Source organism: Actinoplanes xinjiangensis (genome assembly GCF_003148685.1).
Lineage (GTDB): Bacteria > Actinomycetota > Actinomycetes > Mycobacteriales > Micromonosporaceae > Actinoplanes > Actinoplanes xinjiangensis.
The window spans coordinates 202,764-225,836 of sequence record NZ_QGGR01000005.1 but is presented as its reverse complement, the minus strand read 5'-3'; the positions used below and the strand labels follow the sequence as shown (position 1 = coordinate 225,836).

Below are 23,073 nucleotides of genomic sequence, written 5' to 3'. Positions count from 1 at the left end.
GGCCAGCCGGATCTTCGACGGCCGTGCCGGTGAGTTCGGTGAGGATCCGCCGGCGGTGCCAGTCGGGGGTGCCCCAGGACAGATGCAGAGCCCGCACCCGGGTCAGATAGCGGCCGAGCCCGTGCTCACGCGTGTAGCCGATCGCGCCGTGCACCTGCAACGCCGTCCGCGCCGCGAGCAGAGCCGCCTCCCCACAGGCCACCTTCGCCGCCGACACGTCCCGCCCCGCGTGGCTCATCCCCGCTGCCCGGGAGAGGTCCCGGGTCGGCCCGGCCGCAGGATGGGGTGGCCCGGTGTGGGCCGGGGTGGTAGCGCCGGGCGCGGGGTCGGCGAGGGCGACGGCGGCCGCGTAGAGGAGCGGGCGGGCGAAGGCAAGCGCTACCGCAACGTCCGCCAACTGGTGCCGCACCGCCTGGAACGCGCCGATCGGGCGGCCGAACTGGGTGCGGGTCTTCGCGTGCTCGACGGCCATCGAGAGCAGGGTGTGCCCGGCACCGAGCAACTGGGCGGCGCAGGCCAATGTCCCCAGATCGAGGGCCCGCTGAATCGGGGCGCCGGTCTCCACGATCTCGCCCGGTATGACGTCCGCGAGACGCCGGACCGCGTCCAGGGAGTGGTGTACGGCTCCGGGGCTACCCGTCCGTACCGCGGGGGTGTCGATGATCAGGAGAAGGTCCGCGACGTCGCCGTCGGCGGCGAACGGCAGCAGGGGTGGCGCCGCCATCGAGGCGAGGATCCGGCCGGAGGCGAGTTCCGGCAGCCACCGCCCGGAGACGAGGAGGGTGGGCACTGCCGCGACGGACTCGGCGACCGGCCCGGGAACGGCGTGCCGCCCGAGCACCTCACATGCCACCACCAGGTCGTCGGTTCCGGCGCCGAGTCCGCCGAACCGTTCCGGCACGAGGAGCCCGGTCACCCCGGCGTCCGCGAGTGCCGCCCACAGCCGCCGCCCCGGCGTGATGTCGCCCGCGGCCCAGGCCGCCGACACCGCCGCCGGGTCGGCCCTGGTCAGGAGCATGTCGAGGACGTCCGCGAACCGCCGCTGCTCCTCCGACGGCGCGAGCCTCATCGGGGCAGCCCGAGTTCGCGCTGGGCGAGGATGTCCCGCTGGATCTCGTTGGTCCCGGCGTAGATCGGCCCGGCGAGCGAGAACAGATAGGCTCCGGTCCAGCCGGAGTCGATCTCCGCATAGGGGCCGAGCAGGTCGAGCGCGGTCTCGTGCAGGGCGACGTCCAGCGACGACCAGAACAGTTTGGTGGCGCTCGGCGCGACCGGTTCATCGAGCGACGCATACGCCTGCATCCGATAGGCCCGCGCCCCGATCCAGGCGTCCACCACCCGCCCGCCGAGCGCGCCGGAAAGATCGTCACCGCCGGAAAGATCGGCACCGCCGGAAAGATCGGCACCGCCGGGAGGAGCAGCGCCGCCGGCAGCAGCGGCACCGCCGGAAAGAATGGCACCGCCGGAAAGATCGGCACCGCGGGGAAGAGCGGCACCGCCGGGAAGAGCAGCGCCGCCGGCGGTAGCGGCACCGTCGGCGGAATCCGGCCCGGGGACAGGAGCGGCGAGGGCGACCAGGCGCGACGCCGCCGCCGTGAACCGGCCCGGTCCGCGCAGCGTGAGCCCGCGTTCGTGCCCCGCCGTACTCATCGCGACCCGCCACCCGTCACCGGGCACGCCGATCACGTCGGCATCGGGCACGAACACGTCGTCGAGGAAGATCTCCGCGAACCCGGCTGTCCCGTCCAGCTGTTCGATCGGCCGCACGGTCACCCCGGGTGCCCGCAGGTCGAACATGAGGTAGGTGAGCCCGCGGTGGCGTTCCCCGGCGGAGCTGCGGAACAGCCCGAACGCCCGGTCGGCGACGACGGCCCGGGAACTCCACGTCTTCTGGCCGGACAGCAGCCATCCACCGTCGACGGGCCGGGCACGGGACCGGATGGCCGCCAGGTCGCTTCCGGCGGACGGTTCCGACCAGGCCTGTGCCCACACCTGCTCACCGCGGGCCATCGGCGGCAGGATCCGCGCGCACTGTTCCGCCGTGCCGTGTGCGAGCAGTGTCGGTGCCAGCAGGAACAGCCCGTTCTGCCCGATCCGCACGGGTGCTCCGGCCGCGAAGTACTCCTCGTCGAACAGCAGCGCGTGCAGCGGCGGGGCGGCCCGCCCGCCGTATTCGACGGGCCACGACACGGCCGCGAGTCCGGCGCCGGCGAGGCGTGCCTCCCACTCCCGGTGCGCGGCGCTTCCGGCCGGGGTGTCCGGGGCGGGCAGCGCGGTGGCCGGAACGTTGGCGGCCAGCCACTCCCGCACGGTGTCCCGGAACGCGGCCGCCGGCGGGTCCAGGTCGAGGTTCATTCGGCGGCCCTCTTCATGGCGTGCGCGTCGAGCCCGCCCAGCGGGTCCGCGCTGACCTCGGCGTTGTGCGAGTGCGCCACGTGATGCAGCCCGAACACGCCGTCCATCCCGGCGCGCATGCCCATCTGGTCCTCGCACAGGTTGACCGCCCGTTTGGCGAGCGCCAGCCCGAACGGCGGCATCCCGGCGATCCGCGCGGCCAGCGCGAGGGTCTCGGTCTCCAGCGCGGCGCGCGGCACGATCCGGTTGACCATGCCGATCTCGTACGCCCGGCGCGCCCCGAACCGGTCGCCGGTGAACAGCACCTCCCGTGCGAACCGCGGCCCCAGCATCCAGGGGTGGGCGAAGTATTCGACGCCGGGGATCCCCATCCGCAGCACCGGGTCGGCGAAGAACGCGTCCTCGGCGGCGACGATCAGGTCGCACACCCACGCGAGCATCAGCCCACCGGCCACGCAGGCGCCCTGCACCATGGCGACGGCCGGTTTCGGGATGTCCCGCCAGCGCCGGCACATGCCGAGGTAGACCTCGGTCTCCCGGGCGTACCGCCGGTCGGCTCCGGCCTTGGACGTGTGGTCCCACCAGGTGACCGCCCGCCGCGGGAACGACGTGTCGGCGTCGCGTTCCGGTGTGCCGATGTCGTGCCCGGCGGAGAAGTGCTCCCCGGCTCCGGCGAGCACGATGACGGCCACCTCGTCGTCGTCGACGGCCCGGGTGAAGGCGCTGTCGAGGGCGTACGTCATGGCCGAGTTCTGGGCGTTGCGGTAGCGGGGCCGGTTCATGGTGATGATCGCGACCGGCCCGCGCCGTTCGTAGAGCACGACGTCGTCGCTCATGCACCCTCCCGCAGCAGGTATTTGAGGACCTTGCCGCTGGCGTTGTGCGGCAGTTCGGCCCGGATCGCGACGGTGCGGGGTGCCTTGTATCCGGCGAGCCGTTCCCGGCACCAGGCGATCACCGCGCCCGGGTCCAGCTCGTGCCCGGGCCGGGTCACCAGGTACGCCCGCCCGACCTCGCCGAGCCGCTCGTCCGGTACCCCGACGACGGCCGCCTCGGCGACCCCGGGCAGTCCGGCGAGCACCCGTTCCACCTCGGCCGGGTAGACGTTGAAGCCGCCGCAGATGTACATGTCCTTGAGCCGGTCGGTGATCATCAGGTTCCCGTGGTCGTCGAGCCGTCCGACGTCACCGGTGTGCAGCCAGCCGTCCGGGTCGACGGCCGCGGCGGTGGCAGCCGGGTCGTCGAGGTAGCCGAGCATCACGTTCGGCCCGCGCAGCAGCACTTCACCGTCGGAGTCGGCGATCCGCACCTCGAATCCGGCGGCCGGGCGCCCGCAGGTGGCGGCCACGGTCCGGGTGTCGTCACCGGGCCGGCACATGGTCGCGACCACGGCCTCGGTCAGCCCGTACGCGGTCAGCACGGTCGTGACCCCCAGCTCGTCCCGGATCCGGTCGATCAGCGCGGGCGGCACGGTCGCGGCTCCGGTGACGGCCAGGCGCAGTGATCCCTGGGACCTGCCGATCCGCGCCGGATGGTCGAGCAGCCCGATGTAGAGGGTCGGTGGGCCGGGCAGCACGGTGATGTGCTCGTGGTCGATCAGCTGGAGTGTGCGGGGCACGTCGAACACGGCCTGCGGCACGATGGTCGCCCCGCTGGTCAGGCAGGCGAGCAGCCCGGCCTTGAGCCCGAAGCTGTGGAAGAACGGGTTGATCACCAGGTAGCGGTCGCGGACGCCGACACCACCGATCTCCGCCCAGGCGCGGGCCACGCCCAGCGACTGCCGGTGTGCGCTCATCACGCCTTTGCTGGTCCCGGTGGTGCCGGAGGTGAAGAGGATGTCACTGAGGTCGTCCGGGCGTACCGCCGCGGCTCTTTCCGCAGCGGTTGTGGCGGGGACCTCGCCGGCCCGGTCGAGGAAGGCGTCCCAGTGCGGCAGCGGCAGCACGAACGGCGGCAGCGCGGACGGCGGCAGTGACGCCAGGCGGTCGGTGCCGAGGAACGGCCCGGTGACGATCAGGCCCGCGGCGTTGCTGCGGGTCAGGACGTCGGCGGCTTCCGGGCCGGTGAACCGGGTGTTGATCGGCACCAGCGTGGCGCCCGCGCCGAGGATGCCGAGCGCGGCGAGCACCCAGCGGGCGCTGTTCGGTGCCCAGAGTGCGACGCGGTCCCCGGGTTCGATGCCGGATGCGATGAGCGCACGGGACACGGCCCGGGTCTCGTCGTGCAGTTCGGCGAAGTTCCACCGGCGCCGATACGGATCGACGAGCGCGGGTTCTCTGCCGAACTCGCGGGCCGCGTGCGCCACCACCGCCGGAACGGTCTCCATCGGACCTCCCCTTTACCAAGCAAGTGCTTGGTCGGTAGCGTGAGCCTACGCGTGATCCGGGAGGTGACGCCAGTGACCGACGACGATGCGTTCCGGCGGGAGATCAGGGACTGGCTGGCGGCCGAGCTGACCGACGAGGTGCGCGGCACCGGCGGCGTCGGCCGGGAGAACCAGGCCTTCGGGCAGCGGCTCGCCTTCACCCGGCGGCTCGCCGCCGCCGGATGGAGCACGCTGGCCTGGCCGGTGGCGCACGGTGGGCGCGGCGCGTCCCTGTCGCAGCAGGTGATCTTCCACGAGGAGTACGCGAGAGCCGGCGCCCCGAGCCGGGTGGACCACATCGGCACCACCATGGTCGGGCCCACGCTCATCGACCTGGGCACGCCCGAGCAGCAGCGCCGCTTCCTGCCGGCGCTCGCCGCGGTCGAGGAGCTGTGGTGCCAGGGCTACTCGGAGCCCGGCGCCGGATCCGACCTGGCCGGCGTCACCACCCGGGCGCGGCTCGACGGTGACCGGTGGGTGCTCACCGGGCAGAAGGTGTGGACGTCGCTGGCGCACGTGGCCGACTGGTGTTTCGTCCTGGCCCGGACCGCACCGGCACCGGCCGGCGGACCCCGCTCGGCGGGGCTGTCCTACCTGCTCGTGCCGATGCGGCAGCCCGGGATCACGGTCCGCCCGATCCGGCAGCTCACCGGGGACAGCGAGTTCAACGAGGTGTTCTTCGACGACGCGGTCACCGAGGCGGGGCTGGTCGTGGGCGAGCCCGGCCAGGGGTGGAGGGTCGCGATGGCCACCCTGGCGTACGAGCGGGGCGCGGCCACCGTCGGCCAGCAGATCGGGTTCCAGCGCGACCTGGACGACCTGGTCGCGGTGGCCCGCAGCACCGGCGCGACGGCCGATCCGGTGCTGCGCGAGCGGCTCACCCGGGCCTGGCTCGACCTGACCGTGCTGCGTACCCACACGCTTCGGGTGCTGCGGGAACCGCCGCCGGCCGCGTCCTCGGTGATCAAGCTGCTCTGGACCCGATGGCGCCAGGGCCTCGGCGAACTGGCCATGGACGTGCTGGCCCACGGGGACGCCGACCCGGCCGCGGTGCAGCGCTGGCAGACGTATTTCCTGTTCAGCCGGGCCGACACCATCTACGGCGGCTCCAACGAGATCCAGCGCGGCATCGTCGCCGAACGGGTGCTCGGGCTGCCCCGCCAGGCCCGCGGATGACCGGCCCGGCCGGCCCCGGATTCCCGCCGGCCGCTCCGGCCGGCCGGGCGCTGCTGGACGGCAAGGTCGTCGTGGTCACGGCGGCGGCCGGGGCCGGGATCGGGTCGGCGGTGGCGCGGCGCTGTCTGGACGAGGGCGCCCGGGTGGTGCTCGGCGACAGTCACGAGCGGCGGCTCGGCGAGACCCGTGATCTGCTCGCCGCGGCCTTTCCGGGCCGGGTGTGGGCGGTGCCGTGCGACGTCACCGACGAGGCCGCGGTGCGGCGGCTGATCGGCGGCGCCGTCACCCGGTACGGCCGTCTCGACGTCCTGGTCAACAACGCCGGGCTGGGCGGGAACCGGCCGGTCACCGAACTCGACGACGACGAGTGGCACCTGGTTCTGGACGTCACGCTGACCGGTACGTTCCGCTGCACCCGGGCCGCGCTGCGCCAGATGATCGCGCAGGGTGGGGGAGGGGTGATCGTCAACAACGCCTCGGTGCTGGGCTGGCGCGCGCAGCCCGGTCAGGCCCACTACGCGGCGGCGAAGGCCGGGGTGATGGCGTTCACCCGGTGCACCGCCCTGGACGTGGCCGCGCACGGGATCCGGGTCAACGCGGTCGCACCGAGCCTGGCCGCGCATCCGTTCCTGGCGAAGGTGATGAGCCGGGACGAGCTGGACGAGCTGGCGCGGCGGGAGGCGTTCGGCCGGGCCGCCGAGCCGTGGGAGGTGGCGACCGTGGTGGCCTTCCTCGCCAGTGACTACGCGTCCTATCTGACCGGTGAGGTCATCTCGGTGAGCAGTCAGCACCCGTGACTCTTCCCTCCGATGTTACGGAGCAGTAGATTGTAACGCGTTCTAGTTTCTGGGAGGGGCTCACCAGGAGGACGCGATGCGGCGGATCACCGGCACGGCACTGTTCGGACTCGGCATACTCTGTCTGCTCTTCGCGATGGCCCTGGCCTGGGTCATCGTGCCGTCCCAGCGGAAGGTCCCCCTCGATCTGGTGCCCCCCGATGTCGCCGTGGAAACCGCGAACGCGTCGTTCGTGCAGGCCAAGACACTGCCGAACGGGACGCCGCAGGTGGTCGTGGAGAACGCCGGCCTGCGCTCGATGACCGGCATCAAACCCGACTTCGCGGCGGCCGCCGGACTCGACGGCGAGACCCTGGTCTGGAACGTGTACCACTCGACCAGCCGGATCGACACCGGCGAGACGATCAACAGTGCCGAGAGCCGGGTCGCGCTCGACCGCGCCACCGGTGAGGCGGTCCCCTGGGAGGGGCAGTGCCACGTCGAGGAGCCGGTGCCCTGCCCCGCGGGCAACGTGGCGTTCTCCGGTCACCTCTACCTGTTCCCGTTCGGCACCGAGAAGAAGACGTACCAGTACTGGGACTCCACGCTGGGCCGGGCGCTGCCGCTGGAGTACCAGGCCGAGGAGGAGTACAACGACCTGCCCACGTACCGCTTCCAGCAGGTCGTGCCGGAGCAGCCGACCGAGATGAACCCGGACAGCCTCAGTGCGCTGCTCGCCTTCCTGGCACCCGGCGCCACCAGCGGCACCATCTCCTACCGGGCCACCCGGACCCTGTGGATCGAGCCGCAGACCGGTGCCATCGTCGGATACCGCGAGCAGCAGCACCGGGAGCTGGTGCCGGACGCCGGCGCGCGGGTCGTCATCTTCGACGCCGACCTCCAGTACGACCAGGCCACCCTGGACGCCGTCGGTGAGCAGGCGGCGAACGGGCGCAACCAGCTCAACCTCCTCGGGTTCTGGGTTCCGGTCGGGCTCGCCGTCCTCGGTCTGCTGCTGATCCTGGCCGGGCTCCTGCTGGCCGCCGGCCGCGCCACCCCGCGCGGTGGGCACCGGGTGGCCGACACGACCCGCCCGTTGCCCAGCCCTGTTCCGTAGGGCGATGGCCACTGCCGTCGTCCGCTTCGGTCGTCAGTGTGTGGCCGTACATGATGAAGGAACGTCTCTCCCGCAGAAGCGGGAGAGACGTTCCTTTCGGTGACTATCGCTGTCCGTAGAATTCGGGCGGGGTGAGCGGGTCGTTGCCGCTGACGCTGCCGGCGACCTCGCTGGCGCTGGGGTTGAGCGCCGTCATCACGGCGGTGACGCCGATGGCCGCCAGGACGGCCGCAGCGACCGCGCTGAGCAGCAGGAATCTGAACGGGACCACAATCGGCTCCTCTACAGGCGTTCGATGATCGTCGCGGTCGACATCGCCCCGCCGGCGCACATGGTGATCAGCGCGGTGGTTCCGTCGGACCGCTCCAGTTCGTGCAGTGCGGTGGTCAGCAGGCGTGCGCCGGTGCTGCCGACCGGATGACCCAGGGCGATCGCCCCGCCGTTGACGTTGACCCGGTCCGGGTCGGCGCGGTGCACCGCCAGCCAGGACAGGACCACACTGGCGAACGCCTCGTTCACCTCACAGCGGTCCAGGTCGTCGATCTTCATGCCGGCCCGGGCCAGCACCCGGTCGGTGGCCGCGATCGGCCCGTCCAGGTGGTAGTAGGGCTCGGCCCCGACCAGACACTGCGCCACGATCCGGGCCCGCGGCCGCAGCCCCAGCGCGCGGGCCCGGTCGGCGTCCATCAGCAGCACCGCGGCCGCCCCGTCGGAGATCTGCGACGAGGTGCCGGCAGTGTGCCGCCCGTCCGGCAGCACCGGTTTCAGCCCGGACAGTCCTTCGAAGGTCGTCTCCCGCAGCCCCTGGTCGCGGGTGACGTCGCCGACCGGGACGACCTCGCGATCGAACCGGCCCTCGGCCCACGCCCGGGCCGCGTTCGCCTGGGACCGCACGCCGAACCGGTCCACGTCGGCGCGGGTCAGGCCGCGGCGGTCGGCGATCCGCTCGGCAGCCACGTACTGGTTGGGCAGGTCGATGCTCCACGACTCCGGCCGGGGCAGGCCGGCGTCGCCGAGGTTGGCCCGCAGCGGGACCCGGCTCATCGCCTCGACCCCGCAGGCCACGCCCACGCTGATCGCGTCGGTGGCGATCAGCCCGGCGATCAGGTGCGCGGCCTGTTGTGCCGAGCCGCACTGGGCGTCGATCGTGGTGCAGCCGGTGACGTGGGGCAGCCCGGCGTGCAGCCAGGCGGTCCGGGTGATGTTGTTGGACTGCTCACCGCCCTGGGTGACGCAGCCACCGATGGCCTGCTCGACCTCGCCGTGAGCCGTCATCCTGCTCAGTACCGTGCCGAGCAGTTCGGCCGGGTGCAGTCCGGACAGCCATCCGCCCCGCCTGCCGATGGGGGTACGTGCCGCATCGACGATCACCGGTGTGCCCACCGCGACCTCCAGCCACAACGGGAAGCTAGAACGGGAAGCAGAACGAGAAGCTAGAACGTGTTCTCGATTGAACCTACCAAATGTCTCAGGTCACGTGCTTGAATCGGTAGAACTTGTTGCTGTAGGAGGAGCTGTGGCCGAGCCGCGCACCCGCATCGACCCCACCGATCCGGACATCTACGTGAACGGCATACCGCATGCCGACTTCGCCGAGATGCGCCGCGACGACCCGGTCTGCTGGATCCCGCAGGCCCGGGGCAGCGCCGGATTCGACGACGAGGGCTACTGGGCGGTGACCCGGCACGCCGACGTGATGGCCGTGTCCCGCAACAGCGACACCTTCTCCAGCCGGGAGAACACCGCGATCGCCCGGTTCCAGCCGGACATGACCCGCGAGGGCATCGAGATGCAGCAGGCCATCCTGCTCAACATGGACCCTCCGCAGCACACGGCGCAGCGGGCCATCGTGTCCCGCGGGTTCACCCCGCGGGCCATCAACAGCCTGCGCACCGCGCTCCAGGCCCGCGCCGAACGGATCGTGGCCGGGGCGTCGGCCAACCCGGACGGCGACTTCGTCACCGACGTCGCCTGTGAACTGCCGTTGCAGGCCATCGCCGAGCTGCTCGGCGTCCCGCAGGACGACCGCCGCAACGTCTTCGAATGGTCCAACTCGATGATCGGGTACGACGACCCCGAGTTCAGTGGCGCCGACCCGATGGAATCCGCGATGGGCCTGCTCGGCTACGCCATGCAGATGGCCGACGAACGGCAGACCTGCCCTCGCGACGACATCGTCACCACGCTGGTCAAGGCCGAGATCGACGGCGAGCACCTGTCCGTCGACGAGTTCGGCTTCTTCGTGCTGATGCTCGCCGTCGCCGGCAACGAGACCACCCGCAACGCCATCTCGCACGGCATGCACGCACTGCTGTCGAACCCGGAGCAGTGGGAGCTGTTCAAGGCCACCCGGCCGCGTACCGCCGTCGACGAGTTCGTCCGCTGGGGCAGCCCGATCAACGTCTTCCAGCGCACCACCACCGAGGACACCGTCCTGGCCGGCGTGCCGCTCCCCAAGGGCCAGCGGGTCGCAATGTTCTACGGCTCGGCCAACTACGACGAGACCGTCTTCACCGATCCGCACACCTTCGACATCACCCGCAGCCCCAACCCGCACCTCGGGTTCGGCGGCAGTGGCGCCCACTTCTGTCTCGGCGCCAACCTGGCCCGCCTGGAGATCGACCTGATCTTCAACGCCATCGCCGACCACCTGCCGGACATCACCCTCGCCGGTCCGGTGCAGCGGTTGCGCTCCGGGTGGATCAACGGGATAAAACACCTCCCGGTACGGTATCGCTGATCCGGCTGTTTCCGCTGTTCCGTGCGTTGGCGCCGCCTACCGTGAACCGGTGCGGACCATTCTTCGAAGCGTGTTGACCGGCGTCCTCGCCGTGGCCTGCGGCCTGAGCGCCCCGGCGGCTGCCTCATCGATCGACGGGCCGTCGTTCAAGCAGTTGCGCGAGGCACTGCTGACGGCCGAGGAGCTTCCCGGCGGGATGAGGCTGGTCGGAGATGATCAGGCGAGAGGTGGCGACAGCGACTTCGCCGCCTGGGATCGCTGCGACAACGAGTCGTCGAAGGCCGCCGACAACGTCCGGATGATCTCCGTGGGCTACCGGAAGGGCGACCGCCACGTCGGGATGTTCCTGGGCGCGCCCGGTGCCGAGGAGGCTCTGGCGATCGTGGCGGCGAAACTCGACGGGGCCCGGCGGTGTCCCAGCACGGACCCGGAGGACCTGCCGGTGACGCAGTGGGTGCACCCGCGGCTCGGTGACGCGTCACTGGTCTTCGGGCACACGGCCATCATCGCTCAGGGCGACGTGCTGCTGTACTTCTCGACCCGAGGCATCGACGACGCCGGGTTCGCGGCGCTCGCCGAAGCGTCGGCGCGGAAACTGGCGAAGCACTTCCCGAGCAGCTGATCAGGTGACCGGGTGGCCGAACTCGGCGGCCAACGGGCCCAGATCGGGCTCACCGAAACGCTCCACCAGCGACGCGAACCGCTTGACCTTGTCGTCACCGAACCGGCTCACGCGCGCCGAGAACGTGGCCGCCGTCAGGAAACGGGGTGGCGTGCTCTTGCTGTGGAACTTGTCCGCGTACATCACGAGGTCCTCCTCGGCTGTCTCGGCGAGGAAGTCGCAGTCCGGCAGCGGAAGCTGCTGCGTGAGCACGTCGTCGCGGGTCATGCCGACCCCGGTGTGATGCGAGCAGAACCGGCGCAGCGTCTCCGGCAGCCCGGCCTCACCGAGCAACTCGTAGCCGAGCAGCCCGTGCCGCACGTAGTGGTCGGCGGGGTGGAGCCGGTACACACCGATGTCGTGCAGCAGGCAACCGGCCCGCACCAGGTCCATGTCGAGGCCGTCGGTGCCGGTGGCCTGCTCGGCGATCCGGCAGACGATCCGGCAGTGCGTCCACACCAGCGCGAAGGCCTCCGGCGTGGGGGCGAACCGCTCGTGCAGCGCCCGGATCTCGGAGTCGGTCGGAATACGCATCGGTCCTACCGTATATCGGGTCGGCGCAGTTCCGGTGTGCGGGCCGCGATCACCGCCACCGCCGCGACGCACAGCAGACCGCCGCTGACCAGCGCGACCGCGGCCGAACTGCCGGCCGCGACCAGGCCGCCGCGCAGGTTGCCGACGTCCGGGCCGGCCTGCCCGACGATCTGCTCGGCGGCCGCCGCCCGGCCCAGGAACGCGTCGGGGGTGTGCCGCTGCACGACCGTGCTGCGGGCCACCACCGAGACCGTGTCGGCGGCGCCGGCCACCGCGAGCAGCGCCAGCCCGGCCCACGCGGTCGGGGCCACGCCGAACAGGGCGAGCGCGACGCCCCAGGTCAGGGCGCCACCGAGCATGACCGCGCCGGGACGCTGCGCACCGGTGAACGTGCCGGACAGTGCCGACGCGACCACCCCGCCGACGGCGATCGCGGTGAGGAACAGCCCCAGGGTGCGCGGGTCGCCGCCGAACCGGTCCGCGTTGATCACCGGGAACAGGCTGATCGGCATGGCCAGCACGGTGGCGGCCAGGTCGGTGAGCAGCGCACCCCGGACCGCCCGGTTGGCGCCGAGGAACCGCAGCCCGGCGAGCACGCCGGTGAGCCCGGGGGAGGAGGACGGGGGCATCGGTGGCAGCAGGATCGCCGTCCACAGCGCCACCGCGAACGTGAGCGTGTGGATCAGGAAGCAGCCGGCGACGCCCACCCCGCTGATGACCAGGCCGCCGAGCGCGGGCCCGATCAGCATCGCGGTCTGGAACGAGATCCGGTTCAGTGCCAGCCCCGCACCGAGCTGCTCGGCCGGCAGCAGCCGGGACAGGAACGTGCGTGAGGCCGGCCCGCCCCCGGCGACGAAGAGCGACTGCACCGCCACCAGGCACAGCACCAGCGGCGCGGAACCGCCGGTGAACGCCTGGACGGTCAGCAGCGCCGCGCAGACCGCCTGCCCGATCTTGGTGATCAGGTAGAAGCGGCGCCGGTCGACCCGGTCGACGAGCGCCCCGGCGAACAGTCCGAAGGTGATGATCGGCAGCGCCTGGGCGAGGCCGGCCGCACCGGTCCAGATCGGGCTCCGGGTCGACTCCCACACCTGGTAGAGGACGGCCACGACGGCCATCTGCCCGCCCAGGCCGGAGAGCAGGCCGCCGATCCACAGACGACGGTAGTCCGGCGACGTCCGCAGCGGGGTGACGTCGAGCAGCGCACGGCTCAGTCCCACGCCGGGTCTCCGGCCAGCCGTTCGGTGATCCGCGCGTGCAGGCTCCGGCGCTCCAGTGCCGCCTCGATGTCGCGGACCACCCGGCTCAGCGGATAGGGGATCTCCGCCTCGATCTCGGCGATCGCGGCCTCGGTGGCCCGCCATTCGGCGGCCAGTCGCCGCACCACCGCCACGGCCTTCCCGGTCAGCTCCACCTTTCTGGTGCGGGCGTCGACCCCGGCGGCGGTACGGACCCAGCCGGCGGCCCGCATCGCCGACACCTTCTGGCTCATCCCGGAGTGGGTGATCTGCACCGACTCGGCCAGCTCGGTGATCGTCATCGGTCCACGGTGGTGCAGCCGGAGCAGCTCCATCACCCAGGTCGGTCGGAGCCCTTCGATCCGCGCGTCGGCGTAGACCCGCGCGATCTCCGCATCCATCGCCGCCTGCAGCAGCCGCCACGGCCGCCACACGCTCTCCTCGGTCGGGTCGGCAAGCCAGTCATCGGTCACCGGGCGACTGTAACAGCACTTATATAAGCACTGTTGCTTTATTGGTCCGCCGATCCGGTAAGTGAATGGCGCCGCTCTGGCGTAATACCAGCGTGGGACAACAACGGGCGGAGTTCGCCGCCTTCTACGAGAGCGCCAGGGACGACTGCTTACGGGCGGTGATGGCGTCCGTCGGCAACCGTCAGGTCGCCGAGGACGCGGTCGCGGAGGCGTTCGCCCGGGCCTGGGCCTCCTGGTCCACGGTCGCCCGCCACCCCTCCCCGCGGGCCTGGGTGGTCCGTACCGCACTGAACACACACATCTCCTGGTGGCGACGCCGGCGCCGGGAGGTGCCCGAACCGGCCGCGCCCGACACCGGCCGCGACGACTCCGGCGACCACCTGCCCGATCCGCGGGTGATGGCGGCGCTGCGGTCGTTGCCCACCCGCCAGCGCGAGGTCTTCGTGCTGCGCGTCTTCCTCGACCTCGACAGCGACACCACCGCGCGGACTCTCGGCATCGCCGCCGGGACGGTCACCACCCACCTGGCCCGCGCCACCCGAGCCCTCCGGGCACACCTGACGCCCGTCACCGAACAGGAGCAGAAGCTGTGATCGACAACGACGACGACCTGTACGCCCGGGTCCGTACCGAGTTCGACCAGGTGCACCTCCAGAACAGCCTCGACGACATCACCGGCCGCGGCCGGGGCCTGCGCCGCCGTCGCCACCTGGCCACCGCTCTCGGCGTCGTGGTGCTGGCCGCCGGGGTCACCGCCGGGCTCACCGTGACCCGCCCGGCCGAACCGGAGCACGGGCTGACGCAGGTGGCGGCCTGGACCGTCGACTCCCGTCAGGAGGACACGGTCGTCTTCGCCATCCGGCAGCTGGCCGACGCCGACGAGCTGAGCGCCGCCCTGAAGAAGGCCGGAGTCCCCGCTCTGGTCGAGTTCATCAAGGTCCCCGTGGAGCAGAAGGTCGCCGGCTGCGAGAACGGCCAGGACGGCATGCCGGAGCTCTACGACGTCATGCCGCACAGCAACACTCCCGCGAAACCCGACGAGAACACCTACGCCGTCCGCCGCGACCTGATGCCGGCCGGATCCGTCCTGCACTTCATCATCTTCGAGATGACGAACCGCATCGACGGCACCGTTCAGCGGTCGGTGCACATGAGCCTTCAGGACGGCGACCCGCAGCCGTGCCGGCTCTACCCGGTGGACTTCACGTTCCCGGAGTGACAGCACGCGCCCGCCCGCCGGTGAACGGCGGGCGGGCGGCGTGACGCGGGCGGGTCAGAGCGAGACGGCGACCCCGCCGATGGTGACGGCCAGCCGGCCGTCACCGGCGAACGACCAGGCCAGAGCCCCGCTGTACGAGGAGCAGCGCGACCCGTTCGTCCCCGACCAGAACTGGTTGGTGGCGTCCGAGTTGCCGATGATCCGGTCGTTGGTGCCACTGGAGTACCGGCACGACGTGTTGGTGCGGAAGACCGACGTACCGGCGTCGAAGTTGAAGTTGCGTTCGGTGTTGTCGATGCTCAGGTTGTTGGAGATGGCCAGCGAGCCCGGGTTGCTGTTGTAGGTGAACCCGTGCTTGCCGTTCCGGTAGGCGATGGTCCGCCGCACGATGTGGTTGACCGCGATGTCCTCGCCGCCGAGCTTGAAACCGTTGCGGTCGCCGTTGCCGGCCTGCGAGCCGTCGCTGAGGGTGCCGTTGCTGTAGGCGAGCGAGTCCTCGATCGTCACCACACCGATCGCACCGGTGTCGGTCTTGGTGTAGAGGTCCCAGCCGTCGTCGATGTTGTGGTGCGCCACCGCGTACCGGAACACGTTGCCGGAGCCGACCGTCAGCTTGGCGGCGAAACCGTCGGCGTCCTCACCGTCGGAGTCGGCGTTGTCGTGCGATTCGGCGCTGAGTATCAGGTTGTTCGCCGGCCACTGCGAGTTCGGGGTGGTCGAGAGCATCCGGGACAGCTGGAAACCGGTGTCCCGGTTGTAGCGGGTGATCGTCCGCTCCAGGATGTTGTTGCTGCCACCGACGAAGATGCCGTTGTCGCCGGCCCGCTCGACGGTCAGGCCGTAGATCTTCCAGTAGTTGCCGTTGACGGCCAGACCGCGGTTGGCCGGGTCCTCGGCCTGCGCCGAGAAGTTCAGCACCGGCTTCTCACCGGGGTACGCCGAGATCGTCTTCAGCGCACCGGACGACCCGTTGTTGCCGGCCGGGATGGTCACCGTCGCCGCGTGCGCGTAGGTGCCGCCGCGCAGGTATATGGTGCCGCCCGCCGCGATCCGGGTGATCGCCGAGGTCAGGGTGGTCGGCGCGGCGATGGTGCCGGCCGCGCTGTCGGTGCCGCCGGGCGCCACGTAGAGAGTGTCGGACGACGGCGGCACGGAGGTGGACGGACTCGTCGACGGGCTGGTCGACGTCGAGGGGCTGGTCGAAGTCGACGTCGACGGCGACGGCGGAGCCGTCCCACCGTCGGCGACCACGATGTCGTCGAAACGGCCGGCCGCGCGCTCGGTGAGCAGCCCGATCCGCCCGGCCGCGATGGTGCTGTCGGTGGCCGACCCGACGCTGGTCCCGTTCACCGAGCCGCTGATCGTGGTCCCGCTGAACGACAGCTTCAACGTGTAGTACGTGCCGGTGGAGATGGTCTGGCTCAGGCTGCCGAGAACCGTCACGGCGCTGCCGTTCATGGCCTCCAGTTGCACCTTGTCGGCGCCGGTCAGCGACAGCCGGTACATCTTCGTGGAGCCGGCGGCCCGGCCGGTCAGCGCGACCACACCGGCGCCGGATCCGAAGGCGGTCGCCTTGACCCGGGCCTGCACCGAGTAGTCGGTCCAGGAGGTGGTTCCGGCGAACTGGCGGGCCCGCTCACTACCGGTGTCCGACTGCGCCAGAACCGCCGTGCCATCACTCACGACCGACCATGTGCCGCCCGATTTCGACCATCCGGTCGTGCTGCCGGATTCGAAGTCGGCACCGAACAGCGTGGCTGCTTCGGCCGTACCGATGGAGAGGAAGAGGCCGGCTGCCACCAGGCCGGAGAGGCCGGCGGCGCCGAGGGATCGGCGCAGCTTACGGCCCCGGAATGTTGCTGACATGGGGGATGGACTCCTTGTCGCAAAGGGATCCGCCGGACACGCCGCACCGACCGCGGATCGCATTTACGAACCGCGGCACAATGCAGCGTTGGGGATGGTCCGGCGGACTGCCAAGGGAATGTGTTCCGAGGTGAAATCTGCCACCGGACATATATGCGAGTCAACGGAATCCATTTGCAGGTTTGTTGCAGGAATGGGTCACGCCGATGACGCGAGGAACAGGTCCAGACAGCGCTCGGCGTTCGCGGTGATGGTCAGAGCCGGGTTGGCCAGGCACGCGGTCCCGGGCAGCAGGGCACCGTCCACGCAGAACAGATTCTGATATCCCGCGACTTTTCCGCTGAAGTCTGTGGCCCTCCCCATCACCAGGCCACCCAGGGGGTGATACGTGTTGCGGGAGCCCAGTCCCATCCCGGTGTTCCGGTCGTAGGACGGCAGGCCGGTCAGCAGCGAGCCCTTCGAACCCTCGGTCGCCCACCACAGCCGGGTCGCCAGGTCCCGCCCGGCCCGGTCCGACGAGGTCTCCATCTCCCCGTACGGCCAGTGCACCTTCCCGGTCCCGGTGGCCGCGTCGTACCGGATCTCCCCGCGTTCGGGCGCCAGGCTGGTGATCAGGTGCGCCGAGGTGCCCGGCAGCCACGACGGGATCGGTGCCGCCTCCCAGGCCATCGCCGCCTTGGCGTACGGGTTCGAGTCGTCGTAGAACCGCACGTTGCCCGGCCCGCCCTGCGCCGTCCCGACGCGCTTGCGCAGGTTGAGCCGCGCCACCAGGAAGTCCCCGTTGTTGCCCCAGCCCTTGCCCACCTCCGTGCCGGTCAGGCGGGGCAGCCTGCCCTGCGCCCGCGACCTGAGCAGCAGCGACGTGCTGCCCAGCGATCCGGCCGCCAGGAACACGTAGTCGGCCGCGAACACCGGGTTCGACAGCACGCTGCCGGTGTCGTCGATCTGCCGGCAGGCCACCTCGAAGGTCGTCGACCCGGACACCTCGCGGATCTCGGTGACCTCGTGCAACGGCAGGATCCGGGCGTTGCCGGTGGCCACCGCCCACTTCAGGTACGACTTGTCGACACTGTTCTTGGCGCCGGAGTTACTGCCGAACGGCCCCTCGCCGATGGTGTGGCAGGCCGGCACCCGGCCGGCCAGCTCGTCCCGGATGACGTCCCAGTCCACTCCGAAGTGCACCGGCACCGGTGTCTTGCCGAACTCGCTGATGTACTGCAACCAGGAGCGCGCTCCCACGTACGCCGCATGGTTCTGGATGTCCGGCGGGATCGTCGCGGCGCCGATGTTCTGCCGGGCGCGCGGCCAGTAGGTGTTCTCGAACTCGGTGTACGACAGCTGCGCGGGGTAGACCGACTCCCAGTCGGCGCGCCGCGGCTGGGGCATGAACATGCCGATGACCAGCGAGCCGCCGCCCACCCCGGACCCGCACATCACCTGGATGCCGTCGCCGACGTGCTTCTGGATGAGCCCGGCGCCGCGGGTGATGCGCTTGCTGACGTCCAGCCCGAGCGGTGGGTTGTCGGCGAACCAGGCACAGCGCCAGTCCGGGTCGCCGATCGTGCAGAACGTGGTGCCGTTCGCGTTCAGGTCCCAGCGGCGCCCGCGTTCGATGACGGTCACGGTCAGGCCGGCCTGAGCGAGACGGTAGGCGGCGACCGCGCCACCGAACCCGCTGCCGATGACGATGGCGGTCCGGCCCCGCAGAGCCGGGACGTTCAGGGCCGGTGCGACGGTTACCGCGGCTCCGGCCTGCAACAGGGTTCGACGTTTCATTGAGGATTCCTCCCGACCACCCACATGGAGAAGAACTGAGATCCGCCCCCGTAGGCGTGGCCGAGCGCCGTCGACGCCCCCGCCACCTGGTGCTCCCCGGCCCGGCCCATCACCTGCATGGCGGCCTCGGCGAACCTCAGCAGCCCGGAGGCGCCGATCGGGTTCGAGCAGAGGACGCCCCCGCTGGGGTTGATGGGCAGAGCGCCGCCGAGTGCGGTTTCACCCGATTCAACAAGTTTCCAACCTTGCCCTTGTCCAACAAATCCGACGTTCTCGAGCCACATCGGCTCGAACCAGGAAAAAGGAACGTACAGCTCCGCGACGTCGACCTCGTCGAGCGGGTCCTTGATGCCGGCCGCCGCCCAGAGGGCCGCTGCCGCGGTGGCGCCCGCCCGCGGGTTGACGTGATCCTTGCCCGCATAGAAGGTCGGCTCGGTGCGCATGGACGTCGCCCGGATCCATGCGACCTGACCGACCGAGGACTCCGCGGCCCGCTGATCGCCGATGACCACCGCGCAGGCCCCGTCCGACGAGGGGCACGTCTCGTCGTAGCGGACCGGGTCCCACAGCATCGTGGACGCCTGCACCGACTCCCGGGTGATCTCCGGTTGCCGCAGGTGGGCGTAGGGATTCAGGGCCCCGTTACGTCGATCCTTGACCGCCACCAGAGCCCCGATGTGATCCGGTGCGCCCGATCTCTTGATGTACGACCGGATGTGCGGGGCGAAATACCCGCCGGCCCCGGCCGTGATCGGGGCCGAGAACGGCGGCTGGATCGACAGCGCCCACATCGCGTTCGACTCCGACTGCTTCTCGAACGCCACCGCCAGCACCCGCCGGTGCACCCCGGCCCGTACCAGGCTGGTGGCCACGATCGCCGTGGCCCCACCGACCGACCCGGCGGTGTGCACCCGCAGCAGCGGCTTCCCGGCCGCCCCGATGGACGACGCCAGGAACAGCTCCGGCATCATCACACCCTCGAACAGGTCGGGCGCCTTGCCCAGCACCACCGCGTCGATCTGCTCCCAGCCGAGCCCCGCGTCGGCCAGCGCCCGGTCGATCGCCTCCCGGCACAGCCCGGCCATCGACACGTCGGTGCGCCGCGTCCGGTGATGCGTCTGCCCGGTCCCGAGCACCGCGGCCCGTCTCATGCCACACTCCTCAGCTTGCAGACGAGGTTCTGTTGCAGCAGCGGCCCGGCCGTCGCGTGCGCGACCGCCACCGACGCCCGCCCGGACATGACCTCCCCGGCCGCCGCACCGATCCGCGACAGGCCGGCCGAGAACATCGGATCGCTGCCGAACGCCACGCCCCGCACCTCCGGCGACAGCCCGAGAGCCCGGCGCAGCAGCAGATCCTGATGGGTGAACGGGGCATGCAGCGCCGCCACCTGCACGTCGTCGAGTCCACCGGCGTCCGCGGCGGCGGCCGACGCGGACGGCACGGCGGTCAGGTCCCGCTCCCCGAAGCCCTGCGGATCGACGCGATGCCCGATGCCGGAGATCCACGCGGCGCGCCTGCCGCCCACCCGGTCACCCGCGGCGAGGACGACGGCCGCGGCCCCGTCCGCGACTCTCGCGACGTCGTGCTCCCGGAGAGGCACCCGGAGGTACGGCCGATCGAGCAACGCCTCCACGGAAGAGGCGTCCTCGCGCGCCACCGCCACCGCGGCCATGTCCCGCTCACTGAACAGCCCCGCGTCGAGTCCGAGCCGTGCCTGGAGGGCCGCCACACTGATCGCGTCCGGCCACAGCGGCGCCACCGTGTACGGGTCGAGTTGCAGGGCGAGCACCCGGTTCAGCTCACCGGCGGTGCCCTTGCCGAACCCGTAGACGAGCGCCGTCGACGCCTCCCCGGCAAGGATCTTGATGTACGCCTCGTAGAGCGCCCACGCCGCGTCCATCTCCACGTGCGACTCGGCGATCGGCGGCACCGCCCCGATGGCGTCGACCGCGTTGACGAACGAGAACGCCCGCCCCGCCAGATAGTCCGACGACCCGGAGCACCAGAAGTCGACGTCGCGCCGTTCGAGGCCCGCCTGCCCGAGGGCCGCCTCGAAGACCGGCACGAGGGTCTCCACCCCGCTGGTGGTGACACTGGTGGCGGAACTGGCGAACCCGATGACCGCGACGTCGTTCACAGGTGCTCCGCAAAGGTCTCGTAGGGTGCGTCCGCTTCCCCGCTCGGCTCGAAGTGGTCGATGTTCTCCGGCGTCGTCGACCAGTCGGCCCGGTCCCGCCACACCGCCGTCACCCGCAGTCCCATCCGCACCTCCGCCGCCGGCACGCCGAGGACGAGGTGGGGGATCGGGATGTCCGCCCCGTCGAGCAGCACCTGGGCGACCACGTAGGGCGGGGTCAGCCGCTGCCCCGCGAACGGCACGTTGACCACGCAGAAGGTGGTGACCGTCCCGCGGTCGGCCACCTCGACCTCCTCGTCGGTGGCCACCCCGCAGGCGGGGCACACCCGCGGCGGCACGTACACCTTCCGGCAGACCGGGCACCGCCGCCCCGTGATCCGTCCCTCGGCGAGCGCACGCAGATACCCGCTCTCCTCCACCGACGTGCTGTGCCGGTAGTGCAGCCGGATCGGCGTCGTCATGATCGTCACCGGCGGGGCCGCCGCCGCACCGCCGTCGCCGTCCGAAGTCCCGGTGGGGCTCCCACCGCTGTCACAGCGCCCGTGAGACAGCGGTGGGAGCCCCACGGGTTCCGGCTCGAAGCACGCGATGTCACGGATGTGGCCGACCGGCGACGCGGCCCAGCGGATCCGTACCCGCATGCCGGTGTTCATCGCCTCCGCGGTGCCCGCGTCGACCGCGTGCAGCAGCGGCGTGTCCGCCCCGTCGAGGCGGATCAGCGCCCACCCGAACGGACGGTCCAGCGGCTGTCCCTCCAGCAGCCGGTCGGTCCAGGTCCAGCTGAGCACGGTGCCGGTGGGGGAGACCTCGACGAAGTCGGTGACCGGCTCGTGGGTGTCCGGGTCGTACTCGAGCGGCGGCACCCGCACCCGCCCGTCCGAGGTGCGCCCGCCCAGCACCCGCCGCTCGCGCAGCCCCGCCATGAACCGGCCCAGCACCGGCCCCAGGGAGCGGGTGTAGTCGAAGGCGATGGTCAGCGGCGCCGACAGCGTATCCACGAGACTGAGTGAAACACGTTACAACTTTGCCGGGCAAGAACGCGGTGGCAGCGGCTTTTGCATTGATGGAACGAGTTATAGAGTCACGGGCATGACCGGGATCGGGACGTGGACCATCGCGGCAGAGCGCCCGCAGCACACGGCCGTCGTGGAGCCGGGCGGCCGCATCCTCACCTACGGCGAGCTGGCCGCCGAGTCCGACCGGATCGCCCGCGGGCTGCGCGAGGCGGGGCTCAGCGCCGGCGACACCATCGCCCTGCTGCTGCCGAACGGGGCCGACATCCTCGTCGCCTACTTCGCGGCGGTCCAGATCGGACTGCACGTGGTGCCGATGAACTGGCATCTCACCGCCGCCGAACTCGGCTACATCCTGCGCGACAGCGGTGCCGCCGCCTTCATCGCCCACCCCCGCTTCGCCGACGCGGCCCGTGCCGCCGCCGACGATGCCGGCCTTCCGGCCGACTGCCGCTGGGCGCCCGGGCGGCTGCCGGGTTTCCGCCCGCTCGATGCTCTCGGTTCCGGCGGCTCCGGAAGACCCGGCGGCCGTACGACCGGCGCGCTCATGGTCTACACCTCAGGCACCTCCGGTCGCCCCAAGGGGGTACGCCGCCCGCTGCTCGGCCTCGACCCGGACCAGGTGCCACCGGTGTCGCTGTGGTTCTTCGGCCTGTTCGGCCTGCGCCCGTTCGACGACCACGTCCATCTGTGCTGCTCACCGCTCTATCACACGGCCGTCATGAACTTCGCGGTCATCTCGATCCAGTTCGGGCACACGGTCGTCGTGATGGACCACTGGGACGCCGGCTCCTTCCTGCGGCTCGTCCAGCAGCACCGGGTCACCCACAGCCACATGGTGCCCACCCAGTTCCGCCGCCTGCTCGCCCTGCCGGCCTCGGTCCGCACCAGCTTCGACGTGTCCTCGATGCGCGCCATGATCCACGGCGCCGCGCCCTGCCCGCAGCCGGTGAAACGGGAGATGCTCGACTGGTTCGGCCCGGTGGTCGTGGAGTATTACGCGGCCTCCGAGGGCGGCGGCGCCCTGATCACCGCGGCCGAGTGGCTCGAGCGCCCCGGCTCGGTGGGCCGCCCCTGGCCCGGCTCCCGCATCCGGGTGCTCGACGACGACGGCAAGGACCGCGCCCCCGGCGAGCCCGGCACCGTCTACCTCCAGATGGGCGACGCCACCTTCGAATATCACGGCGACGCGGAGAAGACCCGCGCCTCCTGGCGGGACCGCATGTTCACCGTCGGCGACATCGGCTACCTCGACGGCGACGGCTACCTCTACCTGTGCGACCGGGCGAGCGATGTGATCATCACCGGTGGGGTGAACGTCTACCCCGCCGAGATCGAGAACGAGCTCAGCGTGCATCCGGCGGTCGCCGACGCGGCGGTCTTCGGCATCCCGCACGACGAATGGGGTGAGGAGATCAAGGCCGTCGTCCAGCCCGCGCCCGGCGTCACCCCCGGCCCCGCCCTGACCACCGAGTTGCAGGCGTTCCTGTCCGGCCGGCTGGCCCGGTTCAAGCTGCCCCGCACCATCGACTACGCCGACGCGCTGCCCCGCGACCCCAACGGCAAGCTCTACAAGCGGCACCTGCGCGACCCGTACTGGTCCGGCCGCGACCGCGCGATCTGA

General features: G+C 71.3%; 21 protein-coding genes and 1 pseudogene. 8 read left to right on the top strand and 14 right to left on the bottom strand.

The genetic code is table 11. The annotated features are described in order from the left end of the window. Positions 1-28: 28 nt before the first annotated feature. The 4 genes and pseudogenes from BC793_RS13390 to BC793_RS13375 all read right to left on the bottom strand — a co-directional run. Positions 29-1,069: pseudogene (locus BC793_RS13390) on the bottom strand (acyl-CoA dehydrogenase family protein); the annotation flags it as partial. Further along, on the bottom strand, positions 1,066-2,355 hold the full coding sequence (locus BC793_RS13385) for an acyl-CoA dehydrogenase family protein (protein WP_109592822.1): 1,290 nt from the start codon (positions 2,353-2,355) through the stop codon (positions 1,066-1,068). The gene BC793_RS13385 and the pseudogene BC793_RS13390, both read right to left, overlap by 4 nt. Beyond that, entirely contained in the window at positions 2,352-3,191 is an 840-nt protein-coding gene (locus BC793_RS13380) for an enoyl-CoA hydratase (RefSeq protein WP_109592821.1), read from the bottom strand. The genes BC793_RS13385 and BC793_RS13380 overlap by 4 nt, the downstream gene beginning before the upstream one ends. After that, positions 3,188-4,681 (bottom strand): FadD3 family acyl-CoA ligase, encoded by a 1,494-nt coding sequence (locus BC793_RS13375; RefSeq protein ID WP_109592820.1) that lies wholly within the window; start codon positions 4,679-4,681, stop codon positions 3,188-3,190. Before BC793_RS13375 ends, BC793_RS13380 begins: the two co-directional genes overlap by 4 nt. Positions 4,682-4,720: 39 nt before the next feature. On the opposite strand from BC793_RS13375, the gene BC793_RS13370 reads away from it, so the two are divergent. From BC793_RS13370 to pgfA, 3 genes are all read left to right on the top strand, one after another. Continuing rightward, positions 4,721-5,896, top strand: a complete 1,176-nt coding sequence (locus BC793_RS13370) for an acyl-CoA dehydrogenase family protein (protein WP_109592819.1) — start codon at positions 4,721-4,723, stop codon at positions 5,894-5,896. Then, positions 5,893-6,693: an SDR family oxidoreductase gene (locus BC793_RS13365; protein WP_109592818.1), complete on the top strand. Its 801-nt coding sequence runs from the start codon at positions 5,893-5,895 to the stop codon at positions 6,691-6,693. Before BC793_RS13370 ends, BC793_RS13365 begins: the two co-directional genes overlap by 4 nt. A gap of 76 nt (positions 6,694-6,769) precedes the next feature. Further along, on the top strand, positions 6,770-7,789 hold the full coding sequence (pgfA, locus tag BC793_RS13360; RefSeq protein ID WP_109592817.1) for a cell envelope lipid trafficking protein PgfA: 1,020 nt from the start codon (positions 6,770-6,772) through the stop codon (positions 7,787-7,789). Between the two features lie 103 nt (positions 7,790-7,892). Here pgfA and BC793_RS50225 read toward each other — a convergent pair whose 3' ends face one another. Together BC793_RS50225 and BC793_RS13355 are read right to left on the bottom strand one after the other, a co-directional pair. Then, a complete protein-coding gene (locus BC793_RS50225) occupies positions 7,893-8,060 on the bottom strand; it encodes a hypothetical protein (RefSeq protein WP_170167234.1) in 168 nt (55 codons plus the stop codon). A gap of 11 nt (positions 8,061-8,071) precedes the next feature. Further along, entirely contained in the window at positions 8,072-9,172 is a 1,101-nt protein-coding gene (locus tag BC793_RS13355) for a steroid 3-ketoacyl-CoA thiolase (protein WP_109593037.1), read from the bottom strand. Positions 9,173-9,305: 133 nt separating this feature from the next. Here BC793_RS13355 and BC793_RS13350 point away from each other — a divergent pair, with 133 nt between their 5' ends. Together BC793_RS13350 and BC793_RS13345 are read left to right on the top strand one after the other, a co-directional pair. Beyond that, a complete protein-coding gene (locus BC793_RS13350) occupies positions 9,306-10,529 on the top strand; it encodes a cytochrome P450 (protein WP_239169977.1) in 1,224 nt (407 codons plus the stop codon). 49 nt (positions 10,530-10,578) lie between these two features. Continuing rightward, positions 10,579-11,151, top strand: a complete 573-nt coding sequence (locus BC793_RS13345) for a hypothetical protein (protein WP_146246252.1) — start codon at positions 10,579-10,581, stop codon at positions 11,149-11,151. On the opposite strand, the gene BC793_RS13340 is transcribed toward BC793_RS13345, so the two are convergent. The 3 genes from BC793_RS13340 to BC793_RS13330 are packed head-to-tail and all read right to left on the bottom strand — an operon-like array spanning position 11,152 to position 13,435. Next, positions 11,152-11,724 carry an HD domain-containing protein gene (locus BC793_RS13340; protein WP_109592815.1) on the bottom strand — a complete coding sequence of 191 codons (573 nt, stop codon included), beginning with the start codon at positions 11,722-11,724 and terminating at the stop codon, positions 11,152-11,154. Between the two features lie 5 nt (positions 11,725-11,729). After that, positions 11,730-12,944 carry an MFS transporter gene (locus BC793_RS13335; protein WP_109592814.1) on the bottom strand — a complete coding sequence of 405 codons (1,215 nt, stop codon included), beginning with the start codon at positions 12,942-12,944 and terminating at the stop codon, positions 11,730-11,732. Continuing rightward, positions 12,935-13,435, bottom strand: a complete 501-nt coding sequence (locus BC793_RS13330; RefSeq protein ID WP_239169976.1) for a MarR family winged helix-turn-helix transcriptional regulator — start codon at positions 13,433-13,435, stop codon at positions 12,935-12,937. The genes BC793_RS13335 and BC793_RS13330 overlap by 10 nt, the downstream gene beginning before the upstream one ends. A 92-nt stretch (positions 13,436-13,527) precedes the next feature. Between BC793_RS13330 and BC793_RS13325 the strand changes: the two genes are divergently transcribed. Both BC793_RS13325 and BC793_RS13320 read left to right on the top strand, forming a co-directional pair. Further along, the gene (locus tag BC793_RS13325) at positions 13,528-14,028 is read left to right on the top strand and encodes a sigma-70 family RNA polymerase sigma factor (RefSeq protein ID WP_239169975.1); all 501 of its coding nucleotides are present in this window, start codon (positions 13,528-13,530) and stop codon (positions 14,026-14,028) included. Next, positions 14,025-14,654: a hypothetical protein gene (locus tag BC793_RS13320; protein ID WP_109592810.1), complete on the top strand. Its 630-nt coding sequence runs from the start codon at positions 14,025-14,027 to the stop codon at positions 14,652-14,654. Before BC793_RS13325 ends, BC793_RS13320 begins: the two co-directional genes overlap by 4 nt. Before the next feature lie 54 nt (positions 14,655-14,708). Here BC793_RS13320 and BC793_RS13315 read toward each other — a convergent pair whose 3' ends face one another. From BC793_RS13315 to BC793_RS13295, 5 genes are all read right to left on the bottom strand, one after another. Next, positions 14,709-16,520 carry a right-handed parallel beta-helix repeat-containing protein gene (locus BC793_RS13315; RefSeq protein WP_109592808.1) on the bottom strand — a complete coding sequence of 604 codons (1,812 nt, stop codon included), beginning with the start codon at positions 16,518-16,520 and terminating at the stop codon, positions 14,709-14,711. 198 nt (positions 16,521-16,718) lie between these two features. Continuing rightward, positions 16,719-18,296, bottom strand: coding sequence for a GMC family oxidoreductase N-terminal domain-containing protein (locus tag BC793_RS13310; protein ID WP_109592806.1), 1,578 nt, complete (start codon positions 18,294-18,296; stop codon positions 16,719-16,721). Further along, positions 18,293-19,447: a thiolase domain-containing protein gene (locus BC793_RS13305; protein WP_109592804.1), complete on the bottom strand. Its 1,155-nt coding sequence runs from the start codon at positions 19,445-19,447 to the stop codon at positions 18,293-18,295. Before BC793_RS13305 ends, BC793_RS13310 begins: the two co-directional genes overlap by 4 nt. Continuing rightward, positions 19,444-20,436: a lipid-transfer protein gene (locus BC793_RS13300; protein WP_109592802.1), complete on the bottom strand. Its 993-nt coding sequence runs from the start codon at positions 20,434-20,436 to the stop codon at positions 19,444-19,446. The genes BC793_RS13305 and BC793_RS13300 overlap by 4 nt, the downstream gene beginning before the upstream one ends. Continuing rightward, positions 20,433-21,434 carry a Zn-ribbon domain-containing OB-fold protein gene (locus tag BC793_RS13295; protein WP_239169974.1) on the bottom strand — a complete coding sequence of 334 codons (1,002 nt, stop codon included), beginning with the start codon at positions 21,432-21,434 and terminating at the stop codon, positions 20,433-20,435. The genes BC793_RS13300 and BC793_RS13295 overlap by 4 nt, the downstream gene beginning before the upstream one ends. Before the next feature lie 91 nt (positions 21,435-21,525). Between BC793_RS13295 and BC793_RS13290 the strand changes: the two genes are divergently transcribed. Then, complete coding sequence (locus BC793_RS13290) at positions 21,526-23,073, top strand: acyl-CoA synthetase (protein WP_109592800.1); 1,548 nt, start codon at positions 21,526-21,528, stop codon at positions 23,071-23,073.